The sequence below is a fragment of the Aeromonas sp. S2(2024) genome (assembly GCF_041402505.1).
Lineage (GTDB): Bacteria > Pseudomonadota > Gammaproteobacteria > Enterobacterales > Aeromonadaceae > Aeromonas > Aeromonas media.
Window position 1 is genome coordinate 23,491 of record NZ_JBGLRL010000006.1, and the last position, 16,883, is coordinate 40,373.

13 protein-coding genes are annotated in these 16,883 nt (G+C 65.6%); 4 read left to right on the forward strand and 9 right to left on the reverse strand.

What is annotated here, in order from left to right:
- Nucleotides 1–34 precede the first annotated feature (34 nt).
- The gene (locus tag ACB039_RS08240; protein ID WP_270823563.1) at nt 35–826 is read left to right on the forward strand and encodes a siderophore ferric iron reductase; all 792 of its coding nucleotides are present in this window, start codon (nt 35–37) and stop codon (nt 824–826) included.
- Nucleotides 827–878: 52 nt separating this feature from the next.
- Here ACB039_RS08240 and ACB039_RS08245 read toward each other — a convergent pair whose 3' ends face one another.
- Nucleotides 879–1,814, reverse strand: coding sequence for a LysR substrate-binding domain-containing protein (locus ACB039_RS08245; RefSeq protein ID WP_371165473.1), 936 nt, complete (start codon nt 1,812–1,814; stop codon nt 879–881).
- 161 nt (nt 1,815–1,975) lie between these two features.
- Between ACB039_RS08245 and metE the strand changes: the two genes are divergently transcribed.
- Complete coding sequence (metE, locus tag ACB039_RS08250) at nt 1,976–4,240, forward strand: 5-methyltetrahydropteroyltriglutamate--homocysteine S-methyltransferase (protein WP_371165474.1); 2,265 nt, start codon at nt 1,976–1,978, stop codon at nt 4,238–4,240.
- A gap of 365 nt (nt 4,241–4,605) precedes the next feature.
- Nucleotides 4,606–5,742: an HPP family protein gene (locus tag ACB039_RS08255; RefSeq protein ID WP_005327912.1), complete on the forward strand. Its 1,137-nt coding sequence runs from the start codon at nt 4,606–4,608 to the stop codon at nt 5,740–5,742.
- Between the two features lie 30 nt (nt 5,743–5,772).
- Here the strand turns inward: ACB039_RS08255 and ACB039_RS08260 are convergent, their stop codons facing one another.
- Nucleotides 5,773–7,629 (reverse strand): amidohydrolase, encoded by a 1,857-nt coding sequence (locus ACB039_RS08260; RefSeq protein WP_371165475.1) that lies wholly within the window; start codon nt 7,627–7,629, stop codon nt 5,773–5,775.
- A gap of 167 nt (nt 7,630–7,796) precedes the next feature.
- On the opposite strand from ACB039_RS08260, the gene ACB039_RS08265 reads away from it, so the two are divergent.
- Nucleotides 7,797–8,471: a TetR/AcrR family transcriptional regulator gene (locus tag ACB039_RS08265; protein ID WP_371165476.1), complete on the forward strand. Its 675-nt coding sequence runs from the start codon at nt 7,797–7,799 to the stop codon at nt 8,469–8,471.
- A 71-nt stretch (nt 8,472–8,542) separates the two neighbouring features.
- Here the strand turns inward: ACB039_RS08265 and ACB039_RS08270 are convergent, their stop codons facing one another.
- The 7 genes from ACB039_RS08270 to nrfE all read right to left on the reverse strand — a co-directional run bounded on the left by ACB039_RS08270 (nt 8,543) and on the right by nrfE (nt 16,791).
- Nucleotides 8,543–9,796, reverse strand: coding sequence for a D-amino acid dehydrogenase (locus ACB039_RS08270; protein ID WP_371165477.1), 1,254 nt, complete (start codon nt 9,794–9,796; stop codon nt 8,543–8,545).
- A gap of 153 nt (nt 9,797–9,949) precedes the next feature.
- Entirely contained in the window at nt 9,950–11,470 is a 1,521-nt protein-coding gene (locus tag ACB039_RS08275; protein WP_371165478.1) for a cryptochrome/photolyase family protein, read from the reverse strand.
- Nucleotides 11,470–11,613 (reverse strand): DUF2256 domain-containing protein, encoded by a 144-nt coding sequence (locus tag ACB039_RS08280; RefSeq protein WP_171273757.1) that lies wholly within the window; start codon nt 11,611–11,613, stop codon nt 11,470–11,472. The genes ACB039_RS08275 and ACB039_RS08280 overlap by 1 nt, the downstream gene beginning before the upstream one ends.
- A gap of 171 nt (nt 11,614–11,784) precedes the next feature.
- Nucleotides 11,785–12,705 carry a serine hydrolase gene (locus tag ACB039_RS08285; protein WP_268424129.1) on the reverse strand — a complete coding sequence of 307 codons (921 nt, stop codon included), beginning with the start codon at nt 12,703–12,705 and terminating at the stop codon, nt 11,785–11,787.
- Nucleotides 12,706–13,055: 350 nt separating this feature from the next.
- Complete coding sequence (gene nrfF / locus ACB039_RS08290; RefSeq protein WP_371165479.1) at nt 13,056–14,246, reverse strand: heme lyase NrfEFG subunit NrfF; 1,191 nt, start codon at nt 14,244–14,246, stop codon at nt 13,056–13,058.
- Nucleotides 14,243–14,830 (reverse strand): DsbE family thiol:disulfide interchange protein, encoded by a 588-nt coding sequence (locus ACB039_RS08295; protein WP_371165480.1) that lies wholly within the window; start codon nt 14,828–14,830, stop codon nt 14,243–14,245. The genes nrfF and ACB039_RS08295 overlap by 4 nt, the downstream gene beginning before the upstream one ends.
- Nucleotides 14,827–16,791 (reverse strand): heme lyase NrfEFG subunit NrfE, encoded by a 1,965-nt coding sequence (gene nrfE / locus ACB039_RS08300; RefSeq protein ID WP_371165481.1) that lies wholly within the window; start codon nt 16,789–16,791, stop codon nt 14,827–14,829. Before nrfE ends, ACB039_RS08295 begins: the two co-directional genes overlap by 4 nt.
- Nucleotides 16,792–16,883: the final 92 nt, after the last annotated feature.

A 16,883-nucleotide genomic window follows, 5' to 3' on the forward strand; every position in this document is an offset into this window, starting at 1 on the left:
CCCCTCTGGCAGCACCTCGTCTGGGTTTGGCAGTCTGCTAAACCACCGGCAGGCCCGCCACCAGGCGGACCACGATGCCCTGTTCGCCGCCGCCGAGCAGCTCATTCCCTCCCTCAAGGGGCGGCTGACGGCTGGGGATATGCCGCTGCTGGCGATGGCTGATGCCGACATGGCTCCCGGGGCTGTGACGCTGGCGCTGCACGAGCACTGGCGGCTGGCACATCCGGAGGCGGGCCCCGCCTATTGGCTGACCCGCAGCTGGGGCATGCTCTGCTGGCAGTCCATCTATCTCGCCATGGTGGCCGTCTATCGCGTCGGGGCCGTGCCCGCCCTGGATCGCATGGGGCTGGGCTATGGTGCCGGACTGGTGTCCGGTTTCAGCCTGCCGGCCCTGCCCATGATCAGGGGCGAGCGGGAGGTACTGATCGAGGCGGCAGGACGGCGCTTGCGCCGCCATTGGCAGGGATTGTTCGAGGCGATGGCCAGCGGGCAGCGGCTGAGGCCCGGCTTCGTGCGCCCGCTCCTGGCTGACGATCTGCTGGCGGCCCTGGTGCGGGTGCCGGATTTCTTCGACGAGGTGAGCCGCGAGCAGGTGGCGGCCCATGCGCCGCTCTGGTTGGCCGCCTGCGGCCTGCCCGCCGAGCATCTGGCGGGCTGGCGCCTGGCGGTGGAGCCGGCGGGTGAGACGAGCGCCGCTCCCGGCTATGTGCGCCAGCGCTGCTGCCTGCACCACAAGCGCAGCGACGGCAGCCTGTGCGACAACTGCCCAAGGCAGCAGGATCCTCAAGCCCGCTGTGGTGATGGGACGACGCAAGCACAGCAATAAACGGTTGAATGGCTGGCAAGGCCGCCCCCAGGGGCGGCTTTTTCATGCCCTCTCATTGCTCGGCCATCTGGGTGCGAATGCGCTCGAACAGGCTCTGCAGACAGGCTTGATCCTTGTCGGCGGCACGCACGGCGCCATACATATGGCGGCGGATCCCGGTGCCCAGAGGGCGCGCCTCAAGCAAGCCCTGGCGCACAAACTCCTCGCTGGCCCAGCGCGGCAGGGCGGCGACCCCGAGCCCTGCGGCGGCCATCTGCAGCATGACGGAGGTGTTGTCCACCGGCTTGCAGCGGGCGGGCTCCACCCCGGCGGGTTGCAGGAAACGGCTGAATACGTCCATGCGGGCCCGCTCCACCGGGTAGACCAGCAGCACCTCGGGTCGCAGGTCTTCCGGGGCTATCCGGCCCTGCTGACAGAGGGGGTGATCCGGAGCCATCACCAGGGTGAGATCGAAGGCGAACAGGGGCTCGAAATGGAGATCCCCGCGCGCCTGTACGTCCGAGGTGAGCAGCAGGTCGAGCTGGCCGCCGAGCAGGGCGCTGATGGCATCGAAGCCGGGCACCGACTCCACCTCCAGCGCCACCCCGGGCCACTGGCGGCGAAAGCCCGGCAACAGCGGCAGCAGCCACTGGATGCAGCTGTGGCAATCCAGCGCCAGATGCAGCCTGCCCGCATCCCCGCTGTGCAGGGCCAGCAGCTGGCGCTCGGTCTGGGCCAGGGCGGGCAGCACCTGGCGGGCCAGGGCCAGCAGATGCTGGCCGGCCGCCGTCAATACCAGAGGGCGGCTCTTGCGCAGATAGAGCTCCAGGTTGAGGCGGGTCTCCAGCTCTTTCAACTGGTGGGAGAGGGCGGACTGGGTGAGGTTGAGGCAGAGCGCCGCCCCCGCCAGGGAGCCCTGTTCGGCCAGGGCACTGATGGTCTTCAGGTGCTTGAGATCGATGCCCGCGTTGGTGTTCTGATGGCTGGTCGACTGGTTGGGCACACCCATGGCACTGCTCCTTTGTGCGTCAGTTGAGGATTTCTTGAGAGCCAGTTGAAGAGGATTCAATAGCCAAGGCCACCTTATCTCGTCACTCTAGATGTGTAAACATCTGGATGGCTAAATCATCCAGTGTCCCATCAGATGAATGAGCATAAGGAATTGGACCTATGACACGAGCACACACCCTGGGCTTCCCCCGTATCGGCGCCAAGCGCGAGCTGAAATTTGCCCTCGAATCCTACTGGCGTGGCGAGACCACCCAGGCCGAGCTGGTCGCCGTGGGCAAGAGCTTGCGTGAGCGCCACTGGCAGGCGCAGCGCACCGCCGGGGTCAACCTGCTGTCGGTGGGCGACTTCGCCTGGTACGATCAGGTGCTCGGCACCAGCCTGCTGGTGGACGCCGTGCCTGCCCGCCACCGCCATGGCGACACCGATCTCGACACCCTGTTCCGGGTGGCCCGTGGCCGTGCGCCGACCGGCCCGGCCGCCGCCGCCGCCGAGATGACCAAGTGGTTCAACACCAACTATCACTACCTGGTGCCGGAATTTAGCCGCGACCAGCGCTTCAAGCTGGGCTGGAGCCAACTCTTTGAAGAGGTCGAAGAGGCCAAGGCGCTGGGGCTGCCGGTCAAGGCGGTGCTGCTGGGTCCTGTCTCCTACCTCTGGCTCGGCAAGGAGAAAGAGAGCGGCTTCTCTCGTCTGGAATTGCTCGATCGCCTGCTCATCGTCTACCAGGAGATCCTGGGGAGGCTCTCGGCCCAGGGAGTTGAGTGGGTGCAGATAGACGAGCCGGCCCTGACGCTGGACCTGCCGGATGAGTGGCGTCTGGCCTACCTCAATGCCTATGAGCGCCTGGCCGGCCCTTGCAAGCTGTTGCTCACCACCTATTTCGGCTCTGTCGCCCATCAGCGCGACATCATCACCAGCCTCAAGGTGGATGGCCTGCACCTGGATCTGGTGGCCGCCCCCGAGCAGCTGGAGTCGCTCGTGCCGCATTTGCCAGCCCAGTGGGTGCTCTCGGCTGGGGTCATCAACGGCCGCAACGTCTGGCGTGCCAACCTGGGCAAGCTGGCACCGACGCTGAAAGCGCTGAAGGAGAAGCTCGGCGAGCGCCTCTGGGTGGCCTCCTCCTGCTCATTGCTGCACAGCCCGGTGGACTTGACCCTGGAGCACGAGCTGGACCCCCAGACCCGCAGCTGGTTCGCCTTCGCCCTGCAAAAGTGCTACGAGCTGGGGCTGCTGGCGGACTACCTGGATGGGGGCGAGCTCGACAAGATCACTGCATACAGCCAGCCCATCGTCGATCGGGAGTCCGACAGCCGGGTCCACAAGAAAGCGGTGCAGTCGCGGCTCGCCAGCCTCACCAACAGCGACTTCGATCGCCAGAGCGCCTACCCGGTGCGTGCCGACGCTCAGCGCACCGATCTCAAGCTGCCGCTGCTGCCCACCACCACCATAGGCTCCTTCCCGCAGACCTCCGACATCCGGTTGCTGCGCCAGGAGTGGCGTGCCGGTCGCATCGACGACGCAGCTTACGAGGCGGGCATCCAGGCCCAGATCAAGGACGCAATTGAGCGCCAGGAAGCCATAGGGCTGGACGTGCTGGTGCACGGCGAAGCCGAGCGCAACGACATGGTGGAGTATTTCGGTGAGCTGTTGGATGGCTTTGCCATCACCCGCTTCGGCTGGGTACAGAGCTATGGCTCCCGCTGCGTCAAGCCGCCGGTGATCACCCGGGATATCGACAGACCCACCCCCATGACGCTCGAGTGGACCCAGTTTGCCCAGAGCCTGACCGACAAGCCGGTCAAGGGCATGCTGACCGGCCCGGTGACCATACTCTGCTGGTCCTTCCCGCGCGAAGACGTGAGCCGGGAGCAGTCCGCCCTGCAGATTGGTCTCGCCATTCGCGACGAGGTGGCTGACTTGGAAGCCGCCGGCATCAAGATCATCCAGATCGACGAGCCGGCGATCCGTGAGGGGCTGCCCCTGCGCAAACAGGATCACCAGGCCTATCTGGACTGGGCGGTGCGCGCCTTCCGCCTGAGTGCCAGCCCGGTGGTGGACAGCACCCAGATCCACACCCACATGTGTTACAGCGACTTCAACCTCATCATAGAGGCGGTGGCGGCGCTGGATGCGGACGTGATCACCATAGAGACCAGCCGCAGCCAGATGCAGTTGCTCGAAGCGTTCGAGCGCTTCAACTACCCCAACGAGATCGGCCCGGGTGTGTATGACATCCACTCGCCGAACGTGCCGAGCCAGGGCTGGATTGAGGATCTCATTCGCAAGGCGGCCAAGCAGATCCCGGCCGACAGGCTCTGGGTCAACCCGGACTGTGGCCTCAAGACCCGCGGCTGGGAAGAGACCACGGCTGCCCTCAAGGTGATGGTCGATGCGACCCGGGCGCTGCGGGCCGAGCTGGCCTGATCCCCCAGCAAACAACAAGAGAGTACGGGCATAACGAGAGAGGGACGGCGCAAGCCTTCCCTCCTTTTTTGCATGACGGCCTTGGGGCCCTCAGGGGGGAGCGGCAGGGGAGTGCCGGTTGGCGAGTATGGTGCCGGGCTTTGCGGCCGGTGACGCGCCTGCGATGGCGCCTACCGCGCGAGCGCCTCGGCCAGCCAGCGCCGGTCGAGGGAAATGGTATTGCGACCCCCGCTCACCGGATTGAGGTGTACCGCGTCCGGGGCGCCGGGATCCTGAGGCCGCAATGATGCCCGTGCTGGTGCTGGGGGGTGAGAATTGGCTAGAATCACGCATTTGAAATAAATGTTATCGTCGGCGGGAGCAGGATGCAGTTCAGGGATTTTTTACCGGTATCGACCAATACCAGCCTCAAAGAGAGTTGTTACGGCGCCCTTGGCGCCTTCGTCGGATTGCTGGGCACCGCCTTGCTGTGCCAGTGGGGACTGGGACTCGAGGTGCACTGGCTGATCGCCCCCATGGGGGCCTCCGCCGTGCTGCTGTTTGCCGCCCCGGCGAGTCCTCTGGCTCAACCCTGGTCCATTCTGGTGGGCAACGGGGTATCGGCCCTGATGGGGGTGGTCAGTGCCAGCCTGGTGCCGGACATGGCGCTCGCCTCGGCCCTGGCGGTGATGCTGGCCATTGCCGCCATGTTCCTCACCCGCAGTCTGCATCCCCCCGGCGGCGCCGTGGCCCTGACCGCCGTCATCGGCGGTGAGGGGATCCGGGCGCTGGGGGTGGGTTATGTGTTGCTGCCGGTGCTGCTCAACTCCCTGCTGTTGCTGACTCTGGGGTTGCTCTACAACCGCGCCCTGGGGCGCCGTTATCCTCATGGCGGCAAGGTGGCGCCCAATCGCCACCAGACGGCGGATCCCCAGCCGAGTGCCCGGCTGGCCACCCAGGACATCGACTTTGCCCTGGAAAAGCATGAGGAGCTGCTGGACATCAGCCGCCAGGATCTGCAGGAGCTGCTGCAGGAGGCCCAGTTGCACGCCCTGCGGGGGCGAGTGGGCACGGTGCGCTGCCAGGAGGTGATGTCGCGGGATCTCGTCGTCACGGCGCCGCAAGCGCTCGCCATGGAGGCCTGGCACCTGCTCTCCCACCACCAGATCAAGGCGCTGCCGGTGGTGGACGAGGGAGACAAGCTGGTCGGCATCATCACACTGCATGATCTGATGATTGACCGGGTGGGCCGCCAGCCCAGGGCGCGAGCGGAGCTCGAGCAACTGACGGTAGCGGATCTGATGACCCGGGAGGTACACAAGGCGCGGCGCTACCAGCCCCTCTACGATCTGGTGGAAGCCTTCTCAGACGGCGGCCTTCACCACATGCCGGTGGTGGAAGGGGATCGGTTGGTGGGCATCATCACCCAGTCCGACATGGTGGCGGCGCTCTTCACCCTGGCCCTGAAACCCGGGCTGACGGAGGACGAGGTGCCCCCTGTGAGCCATAAGAATGAGCCATAAGAAACGGGCCCCTCGCGGGGCCCGTGTCGTTCAGGGTTTGCGGTAGACGGTCTCCCCCATGAAGACCGTCTGCTCGACCCGGGTCTGTGCGATCTGCTCCGGCGTGCCGGCCTTGACCAGGGCGAACAGATCCCGGTCCAGCACGATGAAGTCCGCCGACTTGCCCGCCTCGATGGAGCCGGTGATCGCCTCCTGGCGTACCGCCCTGGCGCCGTTGATGGTGTAGGCGGCCAGCATCTCGGCCAGCGAGGTGCGCTGACTGGCCCGGAAGTCGTCGCCGCTGCCGGCCGCCTTCATTATGCCGGCGGCCATGTTCTCGAACGGGCGCGGATCCCGGCTGTCCACCGGGGCGTCGCTGCCCGCCACCAGCACGGCGCCGGCCTGGCGTGAATGCTCTACCGGATAGAGCGCATCATGGAGATATCCCATGGGATCGTAGATGGCCTCGCTCAGGGACTGTCCTGCTCTGGTTGGCTGGATGAAGGGGCTGACCAGCATGTCGTAGGCGAGCTGGGGCGTGGTCCAGGCATAGGTAAAGGTGAGGTAGAGGCCAAGCTCGCCGAGGCGTTTCTGATCGTCCGGGTGCACCACCTGCAGGTGGGCCAGGGTGTGGGGGATGTGGCTCTCTCCGTTGCTGGCGCGGGCCGCCTCCAGGGCATCGAGGGCCACTCGCGTGCTGCGATCGCCGATGCTGTGCATGTGAATGCCAAACCCGGCCCCATCCAACGCCGTGACGTAGCGCGCCAGATCCGTCTCCTTGTAGTTGACGATGCCGTTGCTGCCCGCATCCTCGCTGTCCGCTGTGATGCTCACCTCGCCGCTGGCAGGATCCAGGGCCAGATGCGGGTTCTGGTAATTCTCCAGCATGCCGGCATTGGGCAGGAAGGGGGGGCTGGTGAAGGGATCTCCCTCCAGCACACCGTCGAGGAAGATCTTCACCGTATCGGCCTTGATGAGGGGGTTGCCTGCGAAGGCGTCGCGCACCTGGCTCGCCTTGGCCAGGTGGCCGGCGATGTCCAGCTTGCCGCTGTAGTCATCCTGGTGGAAGCAGGTGGCGGCGGTGACGCGCATGTGCAGCAGATCCTGGTCCTGCATGTTGAGCAGGCGCTGTCGGATGAAGTCGTTGGCGCAGGCATCCTGCACGCCCTCCGCGCTCAGCACACCGGTGTCGGGGACCGCAATGGCGCTGCGTGCCGCGTCCCGGATCACGCCGCTCGCCAGATCCACATAGGGGATGAAGGCCTCGAACACGCCGCCAGGGGCCAGGGTGGTGGCATTGAAGCCGACCACATTGCCGTCTTTGTCCTGTGCCTGTGCCAGAGCCTGGGAGTTGTAGCCGCCGGCATGGCCGTCGACCCCGGCCAGCATCACGGGGTTGTTCGGCGCCGCCGCATCCAGGGCCGCCAGCAGGGTGGCATGGGTGGCGGTCGGGGTGTTGCCGTCATAGGGCGACCATTGGTTGACCACCAGCCAGTCCCCGGACGCCGGGGCGTAGCGGGGCAGGCACTCACCGATCTTGGCCACGAGTTGATCCAGGTTGACGCTCTGGCCGTCCAGATCGCACATGTCCAGCGCCACTGTGCCGAGCAGGTGGATGTGGTTGTCGTGCAGGCCTGGCAGCACCATCCTGCCTTGCAGATCCACCACCCGGGTCGCCCCGTTCTTCAGGGCCTCGGCCCCCTCGCGGGTGCCCACGTAGGTGAACTTGCCGCCTTGCACCACCATGGCCTCAGCCTGGCTGCGTGTCCCATCCTGGGTGTGGATCTTGCCGTTGAGATAGAGGGTATTGTCCTGTGGTGCTTCACTGCTGTCCTGCTGGCAGCCGAGCAGGCCAGTCACCAGCAGTGCGATGGCGCCCAGCCGGAGACGGGGGTGTTTGCTATCCATAGCGCGCTCTCCTTGGGTTAATTGCAGTTTTTACTGCAGATATGAGCACCTATGGTTATTGCAGCTATTCTGAAAAATGCCAGTTATTGCTGCACTTTTTTTGACTTGTGTTTATCTTGTCTCATCATGTAGTTATGAAAAACAGTCACCATGGCGGGAGATACGGGATGGCGGAACATTGTTTGCCGGATGGGCTCTGCATGCGGCGTCAACCCAGGCAGCAGCGCAGTCAGGAGGTGGTGAACCGCATCGAGCAGGCGACCCTGGCTCTGTTGGGGGAACAGGGGTTTGCGGCCCTCAACACCAATACCATCGCCGCCCGCGCCGGGGTGGGCATCAAGTCCCTCTATCACCTCTACCCCAACAAGGAGGCGATCATCTGCCAGCTGGCCATGGCGTGGCTGGCGGCGGTGTGCGAGGCGCAGGAGGCCATCCGCGAGCAGGCCGACAGCTGGCCGCAGACGCTCCTGCTGCTGGATGAGGCACTGGAGGCGCTGGACGATCGCTTCGTCGGCTATGGGGCGCTGTGGCAGGCGATGGATCTGATCCCCGCCCTGCACGGGGTCGAGCAGGAGCACGAGGGACGCCAGATAGCCTTCTGGTCCGAGCGGCTGCGCCACTTTGGCTGCCGCTGGCCCGAGCCCGAGCTCACCACCCTGGTGCGTTACTTCTACCGCACCGCAGACGTGGCCAAGCAGTGCACCAAGGGGCAGGGGGAGGCGGGTAGTGCGCTGTGGCAACTGCACCGGCGCTGGAGCGAGCAACTGATGATGGCGGCCATCGAGGAGGCGGATCCCGCCCGGGTCTGGCATGCCCTGCCCGGGTTGGTGCCCGCGGCCTGACAAGGCTTGGAGAAACGAGAGAGGGAGTGCCTGGCACTCCCTCTCTTACATTGGATGCTGCGCCATTCGGGCTAGCCGTAACGCGCCAGGGTCAGCCCCTCGTCGCTGATGGCGGGGGCGCTGCCCGAGATGAGATCGCTGAGCAGCTGGCCCGACCCCGCGGCCATGGTCCAGCCCAGGGTGCCGTGGCCGGTGTTGAGCCACAGACCCGGGATGGGGCTGGGGCCTACCAGGGGGGTGCCATCCGGCGTCATGGGGCGCAGCCCGGTCCAGAACTCGGCGCGGGAAAGATCGCCCCCCTCGGGGAAGAGATCCCTCACCACCATGGCCAGGGTGTCGTGACGTTTGGGGTTGAGCGCCAGATTGAAGCCAGACAGCTCGGCCATGCCGCCGACCCGGATCCGCTCATCGAAACGGGTGATGGCGACCTTGTAGGTTTCATCCAGCACAGTGCTGCGGGGAGCGCCATCGGTGTCCGTCATCGGCAGGGTGAGGGAGTAGCCCTTGACCGGGTAGACGGGGAGCGCTATTCCCAAGGGCTTCAGGAAGCCGGTGCCATAGCTCCCCAGCGCACAGACGATGGCGTCGGCCTGGAAGCGCTGCTCGCCCGCGCGCACCGCCACGGCGCACCCTTTGGCGAGCTCGATTTCGTCGATGGGGCAGTTGAAGACGAAGGTCACCCCGAGTTTCTGTGCCTCGGCGGCCAGGGCCTGGGTGAAGCGGAAGCAGTCCCCCGTCTCGTCCCCCGGCAGGCGCAGGCCCCCCACCACCTTGCCGCGTACCCGGGCCAGGGCGGGCTCCACCTCTTCACAGCCGCCGGCATCCAGGGACTGGTAGGGGACGCCGTACTCTTCCAGCACCTCGATATCGCGCTGGCTGGCGTCCCGCTGAGCCTGGCTTCGGAACAGCTGCAGGGTGCCGAGCTGGCGCCCCTCGTAGTCCAGGGCCAGCTCGTCCCTGAGCGCCTTCATGCAGTCGCGGCTGTATTCGGCCAGCCGCACCATGCGCCCCTTGTTGACCGCATAGGCCGCCGGGGTGCAGTTGGCGAACATCTTCAGCATCCAGCTCAGCTGGAAGGGATCCGCGGTGGGGCGAACCGTGAAGGGGGCGTGCTTTTGCAGCAGCCACTTGGCGGCCTTGAGGGGAATGCCTGGGGCAGCCCAGGGGGAGGCATAACCCGGGGAGATCTGACCCGCATTGGCATGGCTGGTTTCAAGCGCCACCCCGTCACGTCGCTCCAGCAGGGTCACTTTGTGACCGGCCTTGGCCAGATACCAGGCGCTGGTCACACCGACCACGCCACCACCGAGTACCACTATGTCCATCTTGTCTCTCCTTGACTGGGGCCTTCACCTTAATCAGCCGCCACAGGATATTCAACTGGTGTCGATGTCATTGGTGGTTATCGCTGTTTACATTTTGTTAACTGGCTCTCAATGTTGTTATTTTCTCTAGTTTTGGCATGAAATCCTGCAGCCTCAGAGGCGCTCCAGGTGGAGCAGATGGTGCTCCGCCGTCGCCAGCATGGCCTGCCGCTGTGTCTCGGGTTGGCCGTCCCAGTTGGCATAGGGGAGGGCGAGGCGGGGATTGGCTCCCAGCTTGTCCCGATGACGCCATAAAAAGTGCCAGTAGAGGCCGTTGAACGGGCAGCTGTCCGGACCGCTGCGTGCCTTCACCTCATAATGACACCCCTTGCAGTAGTGGCCCATGCGCGCCAGATAGGCACCGCTGCTGGCGTAGGGCTTGCTGCCCATCAGGCCGCCGTCGGCGAACTGGCTCATGCCGCGGGTGTTGGGCAGCTCCACCCACTCGATGGCATCCACGTAGATGCCGAGATACCAGGCGTCCACCTCGTCCGGATCTATCCCCGCCAGCAGGGCAAAGTTGCCGGTCACCATCAGCCGCTGGATGTGGTGGGCGTAGCCGTGCTCGAGGGACTGGCGAATGGCGTGGCGCATGCACGCCATTCTGGTTTCACCGCTCCAGAAGAAGCCGGGCAGGGGGCGGTCGGCACCCAGGAAATTGACGCGGCCATAGGCGGGCATCTGCTCCCAGTAGAGGGCGCGGACAAACTCGCGCCAGCCGAGGATCTGGCGAATGAAGCCCTCCACCTGAGAGAGCGAAATGGTGGCCTGGTTGGCCCGCCAACGGGACTCGGCGGCGCGGATCACCTCGAGGGGGTGGAGTATCTTGCTGTTGAGCGAAAATGACAAGCGGCTGTGAAACAGGCTCCAGCCCCGCTCACTCAGGGCATCTTGATAGCGGCCGAAGTGGGGCAGACAGTGCACCAGAAAGTGCTCGAGCAGTGCGCGGCTCTGGCGCCGGGTGACCGGCCAGGGCAGGGCGCTGGCATCGGCATGGCCAATGGTGCTGACCCCGTGACGAGTCAGCATGGCGTCGATCTCGCTCACCTCGTTGGCAAAGGTGAGGGGTGCCGGGATGGGCTGGTTGTCCGGCAGTCTGGCGCGGTTCTCGTCATCAAAATTCCAGCGCCCGCCAAGGGGTTGGCCGCCTTCATCCAGCAGCACCCTGTATTGTTTTCTCAGGGCGCGGTAGAAGAACTCCATCCGGCTGTGGGGGTAGCGCTGCCAGCCATCACGGGGGGTGAGAAAATGTTCGCTCTCCACCTCTTGGGCCGGGATGGCAAGGCCAGCCGCCCAGCTTTTCAACTGGCTGGCGAGGCGCCACTCGTCCGGGCTCTGCCAGGCAAAGCTGTCGGCTTGATGTGCTTCGAGCTGGGCCTCCAGCAAGCTGGGCAACTCGGGCCAGCGGGCGCTCTCGTCCAGGGTCAGGTAACAGACGCGGTGACCGGCCTTGCCAAGGGCCGCCGCGAAGGCGCGCATGGCGGCAAAGAAGGCGAGCACCTTCTGGCGATGGTGGCGGCAGTAGTCTGTCTCTTGGCGTAGTTCCGCCATCAGGTAGCAGACCGTGGGATCCGGCGTACGAAACCAGCTGTGGCCGGCGTTCAGCTGATCGCCGAGGATGAGCCGCAGCTCCATCAGTCCGACTCTCCCTGATGACGGCGGCAACGCTCGCTGCAATAGCGCACCTCGTGCCAGCAGCGCGCCCACTTGCGCCGCCAGGCGAACTGGCGCAGGCAGACGGGGCAGACTTTCTCGGGTAGATGGGGTTTGCGGTGCATGTTCCGCCTCGTTCACTGGGTTGGCCTATCTCTGCCTGCATAACGAAGCGCAGTCAGGATGGGATCACAGTGCGATGGGAAAGGGGGCGTTCCGGGTTGCGTCAAGGGAGAGGCGCAATGAGAAGGCCCCCGCACCTGTCGGTGCGGGGGCCTCGTTGCTTGCCCGTATGATCACTGGTTGCTGAACAACTTGGCGGGGGGCGTGGACTGGGCGGTCAGGGTCATGCGGCCCGAGGTTTCCAGCCAGCTCTTGATCTTTCTGGCATCGGCCACCCGCTCATTGGTGGTGTTGGCGTGGAGCAGCACCATGACCACGGGCTCATTGTTGACCCGGGTTCCCATGACCAGGCAGCGACCTGCCTCGCGGATGTAGCCGGTCTTGGAGACCAGGATAGGCCATTCGCCTTCCCGGACCAGGCGGTTGGAGTTGAGATAGTGCAGCTGGCGCTTGCCGTTGCGTACCAGGCGCTGTTCGGAGGAGGTGTATTGGCGGATCAGCGGGTAGGTGGACGCTGCGGCGGCCAGTTTGGCGAGGTCGTGGGCGGTGGAGACGTTGCGCGGGTTGAGCCCGGTGCTATCGGCGAAATGGGTACTCCACATGCCGAGCATGCGGGCCTTGGCATTCATCGCCTCGATAAAGGCCTTGCGACCCCCCGGGTAGTGCCGTCCCAATGCCGAGGCGGCACGGTTTTCCGACGACATCAGGGCGATGTGCAGCATGTCGGCCCGACTCAGGCGCGAGCCGACGGCCAGGCGGGAGCCGGTGCCCTTGAGCCTGTCCACATCGTCCATGGTGACGGTGAGGGTCTCGTTGAGGCGCTGGTTGCCGTCCAGCACCACCAGCGCCGTCATCAGCTTGGTGATGGAGGCGATGGACATCACCCGGTTGGCGTTGCGTTCAGCCAGGATCTCCCCGGTTCGTGGATTGGCGACCACGAAGGCATCGGATCTCAGGGCGAGACTGGTGCGAGGTTCGAGCAGGCTGTTGGTGGAGGAAGAGGTCGCAGAAAACGGGTTGGCATGGGCGCTTTCCATGCTGGCGGGAAGGAGGAAGGCGCCGAGCAGCAGGGGAAGAAAAGGACGAAGGTTCATGGTTTGGCTCTACTACGACAGACAGGGACATTTGGCTAAGTTATATGACGGTAATTGACGCTTCACAACGTCCGTGGGCCCGATATTTCAATTTTATGGGTTGGCGCACCTTGAAATAACCCGCGTTGGGGCTATGGGCGCAGCCAAGGGAGTCATGACGGACCGGTCGGGGTCCGTTGCTCCCCCGGCACGGTGCGCACTATAAGCCGGTGATGGCCGTGCTGACGACACTTTTCGCACCTCAGGAAGCATTGCCCCGTCGAAGACGCGATTAATGACCCTGATGGCGTGGAAAACAGCGCCAGCGCAGGGAGGAGGGACGTCGTTTCTTACAGCCGCCGGGCGCTGATTCAGCCCCCCATCATCCGCGCCGTCTGAATGGCCTGAATCAGCGCCGTCCGGTTGATGCGGGGGCGCTCGCTGTCGAGCAACTGCTGCCAGAGGGCGATGGCCTGGGGGTAGCGGCCGTGCAGGAAGTGATCGGAGGCGAGCAGCATCAGGGCGCTCACTTCCCCCTTGTCCTGCTTGAGCGCATCATCGAGCAGGCGCTGCGATTGTGGGGTGAGCCGCTGACCTGCCTGGTAGTAGAGCACGGTGGCCTGGGCGGCCTGGGTCGCCGCGCTGGCGCCCCCTTCTTGCAGGGCTAGGCGCTGGTAGGCGAGCAGGGCGTTGTCGTACTCGTCCCGATAGAGATAGAGCTGGCCGAGCTCGGCCCAGGCCTCGAGATCGGCGGGGTTGGCTTGCAGGCGCTGGTGCAGGGCGCCTAGCGCCTTGTCCTGCAGATCCCGCGGGCTCAATGCCGCCAGCGGATCGGGGCGCGACTGATAAGCATGCCACGCCTGATAGCGGCTGGTGCCGGCATAAATACCGGCAATCAGCGCCAGCAGCAGGGCCCCAAGCAGTATCCAAGAGCGCAACCTAAGCTGCGGACGAACGGTGCGATCCCTTACCAGCCGATCGCGCAGGGCCTGTTCGGCAGGTGGGGTGGCGTTGGCGAGGCGGGCCAGCTCCAGCTCCCGGTAGAGGCGGCTGTGAGGGGCAAGCCCCGCTTGCTGCTCGGCCATGATCAGCCGATTCAGCTCGGCCCTGGGGTCGTGGGCGAGCTTCCCCTTGGCGCTGTCGCCGATAAGCGGCACCCGCGCCGGTTGCCGGCGATGCAGGCTCCTGCGCAGGCGATTGAGCGCCAGCAGCAGCAAGAGGGCGGGGCCGCCCCACAGCAGCGCCGTGCTGCTCTTGAAAGGGGGATCGTAGCGCACGAAATCGCCGAAGCGCTCTGTCATGCGGGCAATCACCTGCTCATCAGACTGCCCCTCGTCCACCCAGCGGTAGACCTCGAGCCGCAGATCCCGGGCGATGGGGGAGTTGGACTCCACCAGGTTCTGGTTCTGGCACTGGGGGCAGCGCAGGGCGCGGGCCAATTCCTGAGCGCGGGTCTGCCGCTCGGGATGGCGAAACTCATAGGTGTCGACCCCGCTGGCAAGGGCCCCGAGGCTCAATGCCAGCAAGAGCGGCGCGATCAGGGCGTGGCCGAGACGGCTCATGGCTTGCTCTCCTGAACTTGTCTCTCCACTTCTCTTTCCACTTCGGCCTGGCTAGCGGTGTTGCTGCGGGCCTTTGCAAGCAGGGGGGCAAACTGGCGTTGCCAGATCTCCCGGGTGAGCAGGCCGGTATGGCGGGTCAGCAGGGCGCCGTCGCCGGTGAAGAGATAGGTCTCCGGCGTGCCGTAGACGCCGAGTTCCAGCGCGAGTCGGCCGTCGGGGTCCGCCAGCACGGCGCGATAGGGGTTGCCCGCCTGGATAAGCCAGGCGTGGGCCGCGTCCCCCTTGTCCCGGTAGTTGAGGCCATAGAGGGGCACGGCGCTGGCCAGATCATGGAGCAACGGATGCTCGGCGCGGCAGTTGGGGCACCAGCTGGCCCAGACGTTGAGCACGAAGGGCTCCCCCTTGAGCGCCGCGGTGTGGATGGGGGCGCCGCCAAGCAGATCGTCACTCTGCCAGGCGGGTAGGGTGCGCCCTGCGACGGCCTCATCCTGGCTGTAGGGGTTGTTGCCAAGGCCGAGCCAGAGCAGGGCACCGAGCCCCAGGGCGAGCACGAGCGGCACGAACAGGCGCAGACGGGCGTTCATAAGGACTCCTGTTCAAGCCGAGGGCGAGGCGAAGAGCGTACCGGGCTGCGGCTAGGTGCCAGCAGCGGCCGGCGGGCGAGCAGGCGCAGGGTGCCGCCTGCCATCATCAACAGGCCACCGAGCCAGATCCAGCGCACCAGCGGCTTGTAGTGCAGCCGCATGGCATAGGCGCCGGGCCCCATCTTATCGCCGAGCACCACGTAGAGATCGCCAAGCATTCCCCACGCGATGCCGGGCTCGTTCATGTTCATGGTGCGCACGCTGTAGTGACGCCGCTCCGGCGTCAGCCGCGCCACCTCTTTACCGTCCTTATGCACGCTGAGAGTGATGCGCTCGGCGGTGTAGTTGGGGCCGATGAAAGGCTCGCTCCCCTCATAGCGAAACTCGAAGGCGCTGAGGTGATAGGGCTGGCCTGCGGCGAGCACGGCGCCCCCCTCCTGGCTGTGGTGACTCACCTGCGCAATGCCGAGGGCGCACACCGCCACCCCGAGGTGGGCCAGCAGGCTGCCGAACCGATTGAGGGTGAGCTCGCGCAGCGATGTCGGTTGCAAGAGCGGTAGCAGCAGGCTGGCCATCAGCCAGAGGCTCAGCACGTTGGCCGCGAGCCCCAGCCAGCCGCCCCGCAGCGGCTCGGGATAGGCGAGGCTCAGCAAGGCGCCCCCCAGCAGGCCGAACAGGCATGGGAGCAGCACCTTGATGCGGCGCTGGGCTGCCAGATGCTGCCAGCGCAGGCGCGGCAGCTGGGTCATCAGCGCCATCAGGCAGAGGGCCAGCGGCACGAAGATGGTATTGAAATAGGGGGCGCCCACCGAGAGCGAGCCCAGATGGAGCGACTGGAACACCATGGGGTAGAAGGTACCGAGCAGCACGCTGGCGCAGGCCACGCAGAGCAGTAGGATGGCGGCGCCGAGCAGCCCCTCCTTTGACAGTAAGCCGAAGCGGGCATAGGGGGCGCGAATGTCCGCCCGCAGGGCAAACAGGGTGAGGGCGCAGGTCAATAGCAAGCCGAGCAGCAACAAGAGGGTGAGGCCGCGGCTGGGGTCCACCGCAAAGGCGTGCACCGAGGTGAGTACCCCCGAGCGCACCACGAAGGTGCCAAGCAGGCTCAGCGAAAAGGTAAAGATGGAGAGCAGCAGCACGGCGTGGCCGTAAGCGCCGCGCTTCTCGCACACCACCAGGGCGTGCAGCAGGGCGGTGCCGAGCAGCCAGGGCAGCAGGGAGGCGTTTTCCACCGGATCCCAGAACCACCAGCCGCCCCAGCCGAGCTCGTAATAGGCCCACCAGGAGCCCAGCACGATGCCGGCGGTGAGAAACACCCAGGAGCCGAGCGCCCAGGGGCGGCTCCAGTGGGCCACGGCGCCATCGAGCCGACCCGAGTGCAGCGCCGCCATGGCGAAGGCGAAGTTGACCGCAAAGCCGACGTAACCGAGATAGAGCAGGGGGGGGTGGATGATGAGGCCGATATCTTGCAGCATGGGGTTGAGATCGCGCCCCTCCAGCGGCCCCGGGAACTGGCGGTCAAACGGGCTGGAGAAGATCAGGGTATAGAGGCCGAACAGCCCGACGATCAGCCCCATGATGGCCAATACCCGGGTTGTAATCAGCGGATCGACCCGCTTGGAGCAAAGGGCCACCAGGGCGCCCCACAGCCCCAGCGCAAAGACGAAAAAGAGCATGGAGCCCTCGTGGCCGCCCCACACGGCCGCCAGCTTGAAGCCCAGCGGCAGGGCGCTGTTGGCGTGCTGGGCCACATAGACCAGGGTGAAGTCATCGAGGCCAAAACAGCTGGCGAGCAGCAGCAGGGCGGCCAACAGCAGGAGCGCGACCAGGAGGGCCAGCGGTGTTGCGCAGCCGAGCAGCGGGCGTGAGGCGAGCCGCAGCCCCAGCCAGGGCAGGGTGCCTTGCAGCAGGGCGAGCCCGGTCGCCAGCAACAGTGAGAGATAGCCGAGCTCCGCCAGCACACAACCTCCAGTCAATCATTCGTCTATGTTATGCCGCAGCGTCTGCACCGTACCGGCGCTGGGGGATAACATCCACATTTCTGGCAACAACT

Coding starts and splice junctions, on each gene's coding strand:
- nrfF (WP_371165479.1), bottom strand. CDS start 14,246: ATGAGCCGTCTCGGCCACGCCCTGATCGCGCCGCTCTTGCTGGCATTG.
- ACB039_RS08265 (WP_371165476.1), top strand. CDS start 7,797: ATGGCGGAACATTGTTTGCCGGATGGGCTCTGCATGCGGCGTCAACCC.
- metE (WP_371165474.1), top strand. CDS start 1,976: ATGACACGAGCACACACCCTGGGCTTCCCCCGTATCGGCGCCAAGCGC.
- ACB039_RS08285 (WP_268424129.1), bottom strand. CDS start 12,705: ATGAACCTTCGTCCTTTTCTTCCCCTGCTGCTCGGCGCCTTCCTCCTT.
- ACB039_RS08270 (WP_371165477.1), bottom strand. CDS start 9,796: ATGGACATAGTGGTACTCGGTGGTGGCGTGGTCGGTGTGACCAGCGCC.
- ACB039_RS08275 (WP_371165478.1), bottom strand. CDS start 11,470: ATGGAGCTGCGGCTCATCCTCGGCGATCAGCTGAACGCCGGCCACAGC.
- ACB039_RS08255 (WP_005327912.1), top strand. CDS start 4,606: ATGCAGTTCAGGGATTTTTTACCGGTATCGACCAATACCAGCCTCAAA.
- ACB039_RS08280 (WP_171273757.1), bottom strand. CDS start 11,613: ATGCACCGCAAACCCCATCTACCCGAGAAAGTCTGCCCCGTCTGCCTG.
- ACB039_RS08245 (WP_371165473.1), bottom strand. CDS start 1,814: ATGGGTGTGCCCAACCAGTCGACCAGCCATCAGAACACCAACGCGGGC.
- ACB039_RS08260 (WP_371165475.1), bottom strand. CDS start 7,629: ATGGATAGCAAACACCCCCGTCTCCGGCTGGGCGCCATCGCACTGCTG.
- ACB039_RS08295 (WP_371165480.1), bottom strand. CDS start 14,830: ATGAACGCCCGTCTGCGCCTGTTCGTGCCGCTCGTGCTCGCCCTGGGG.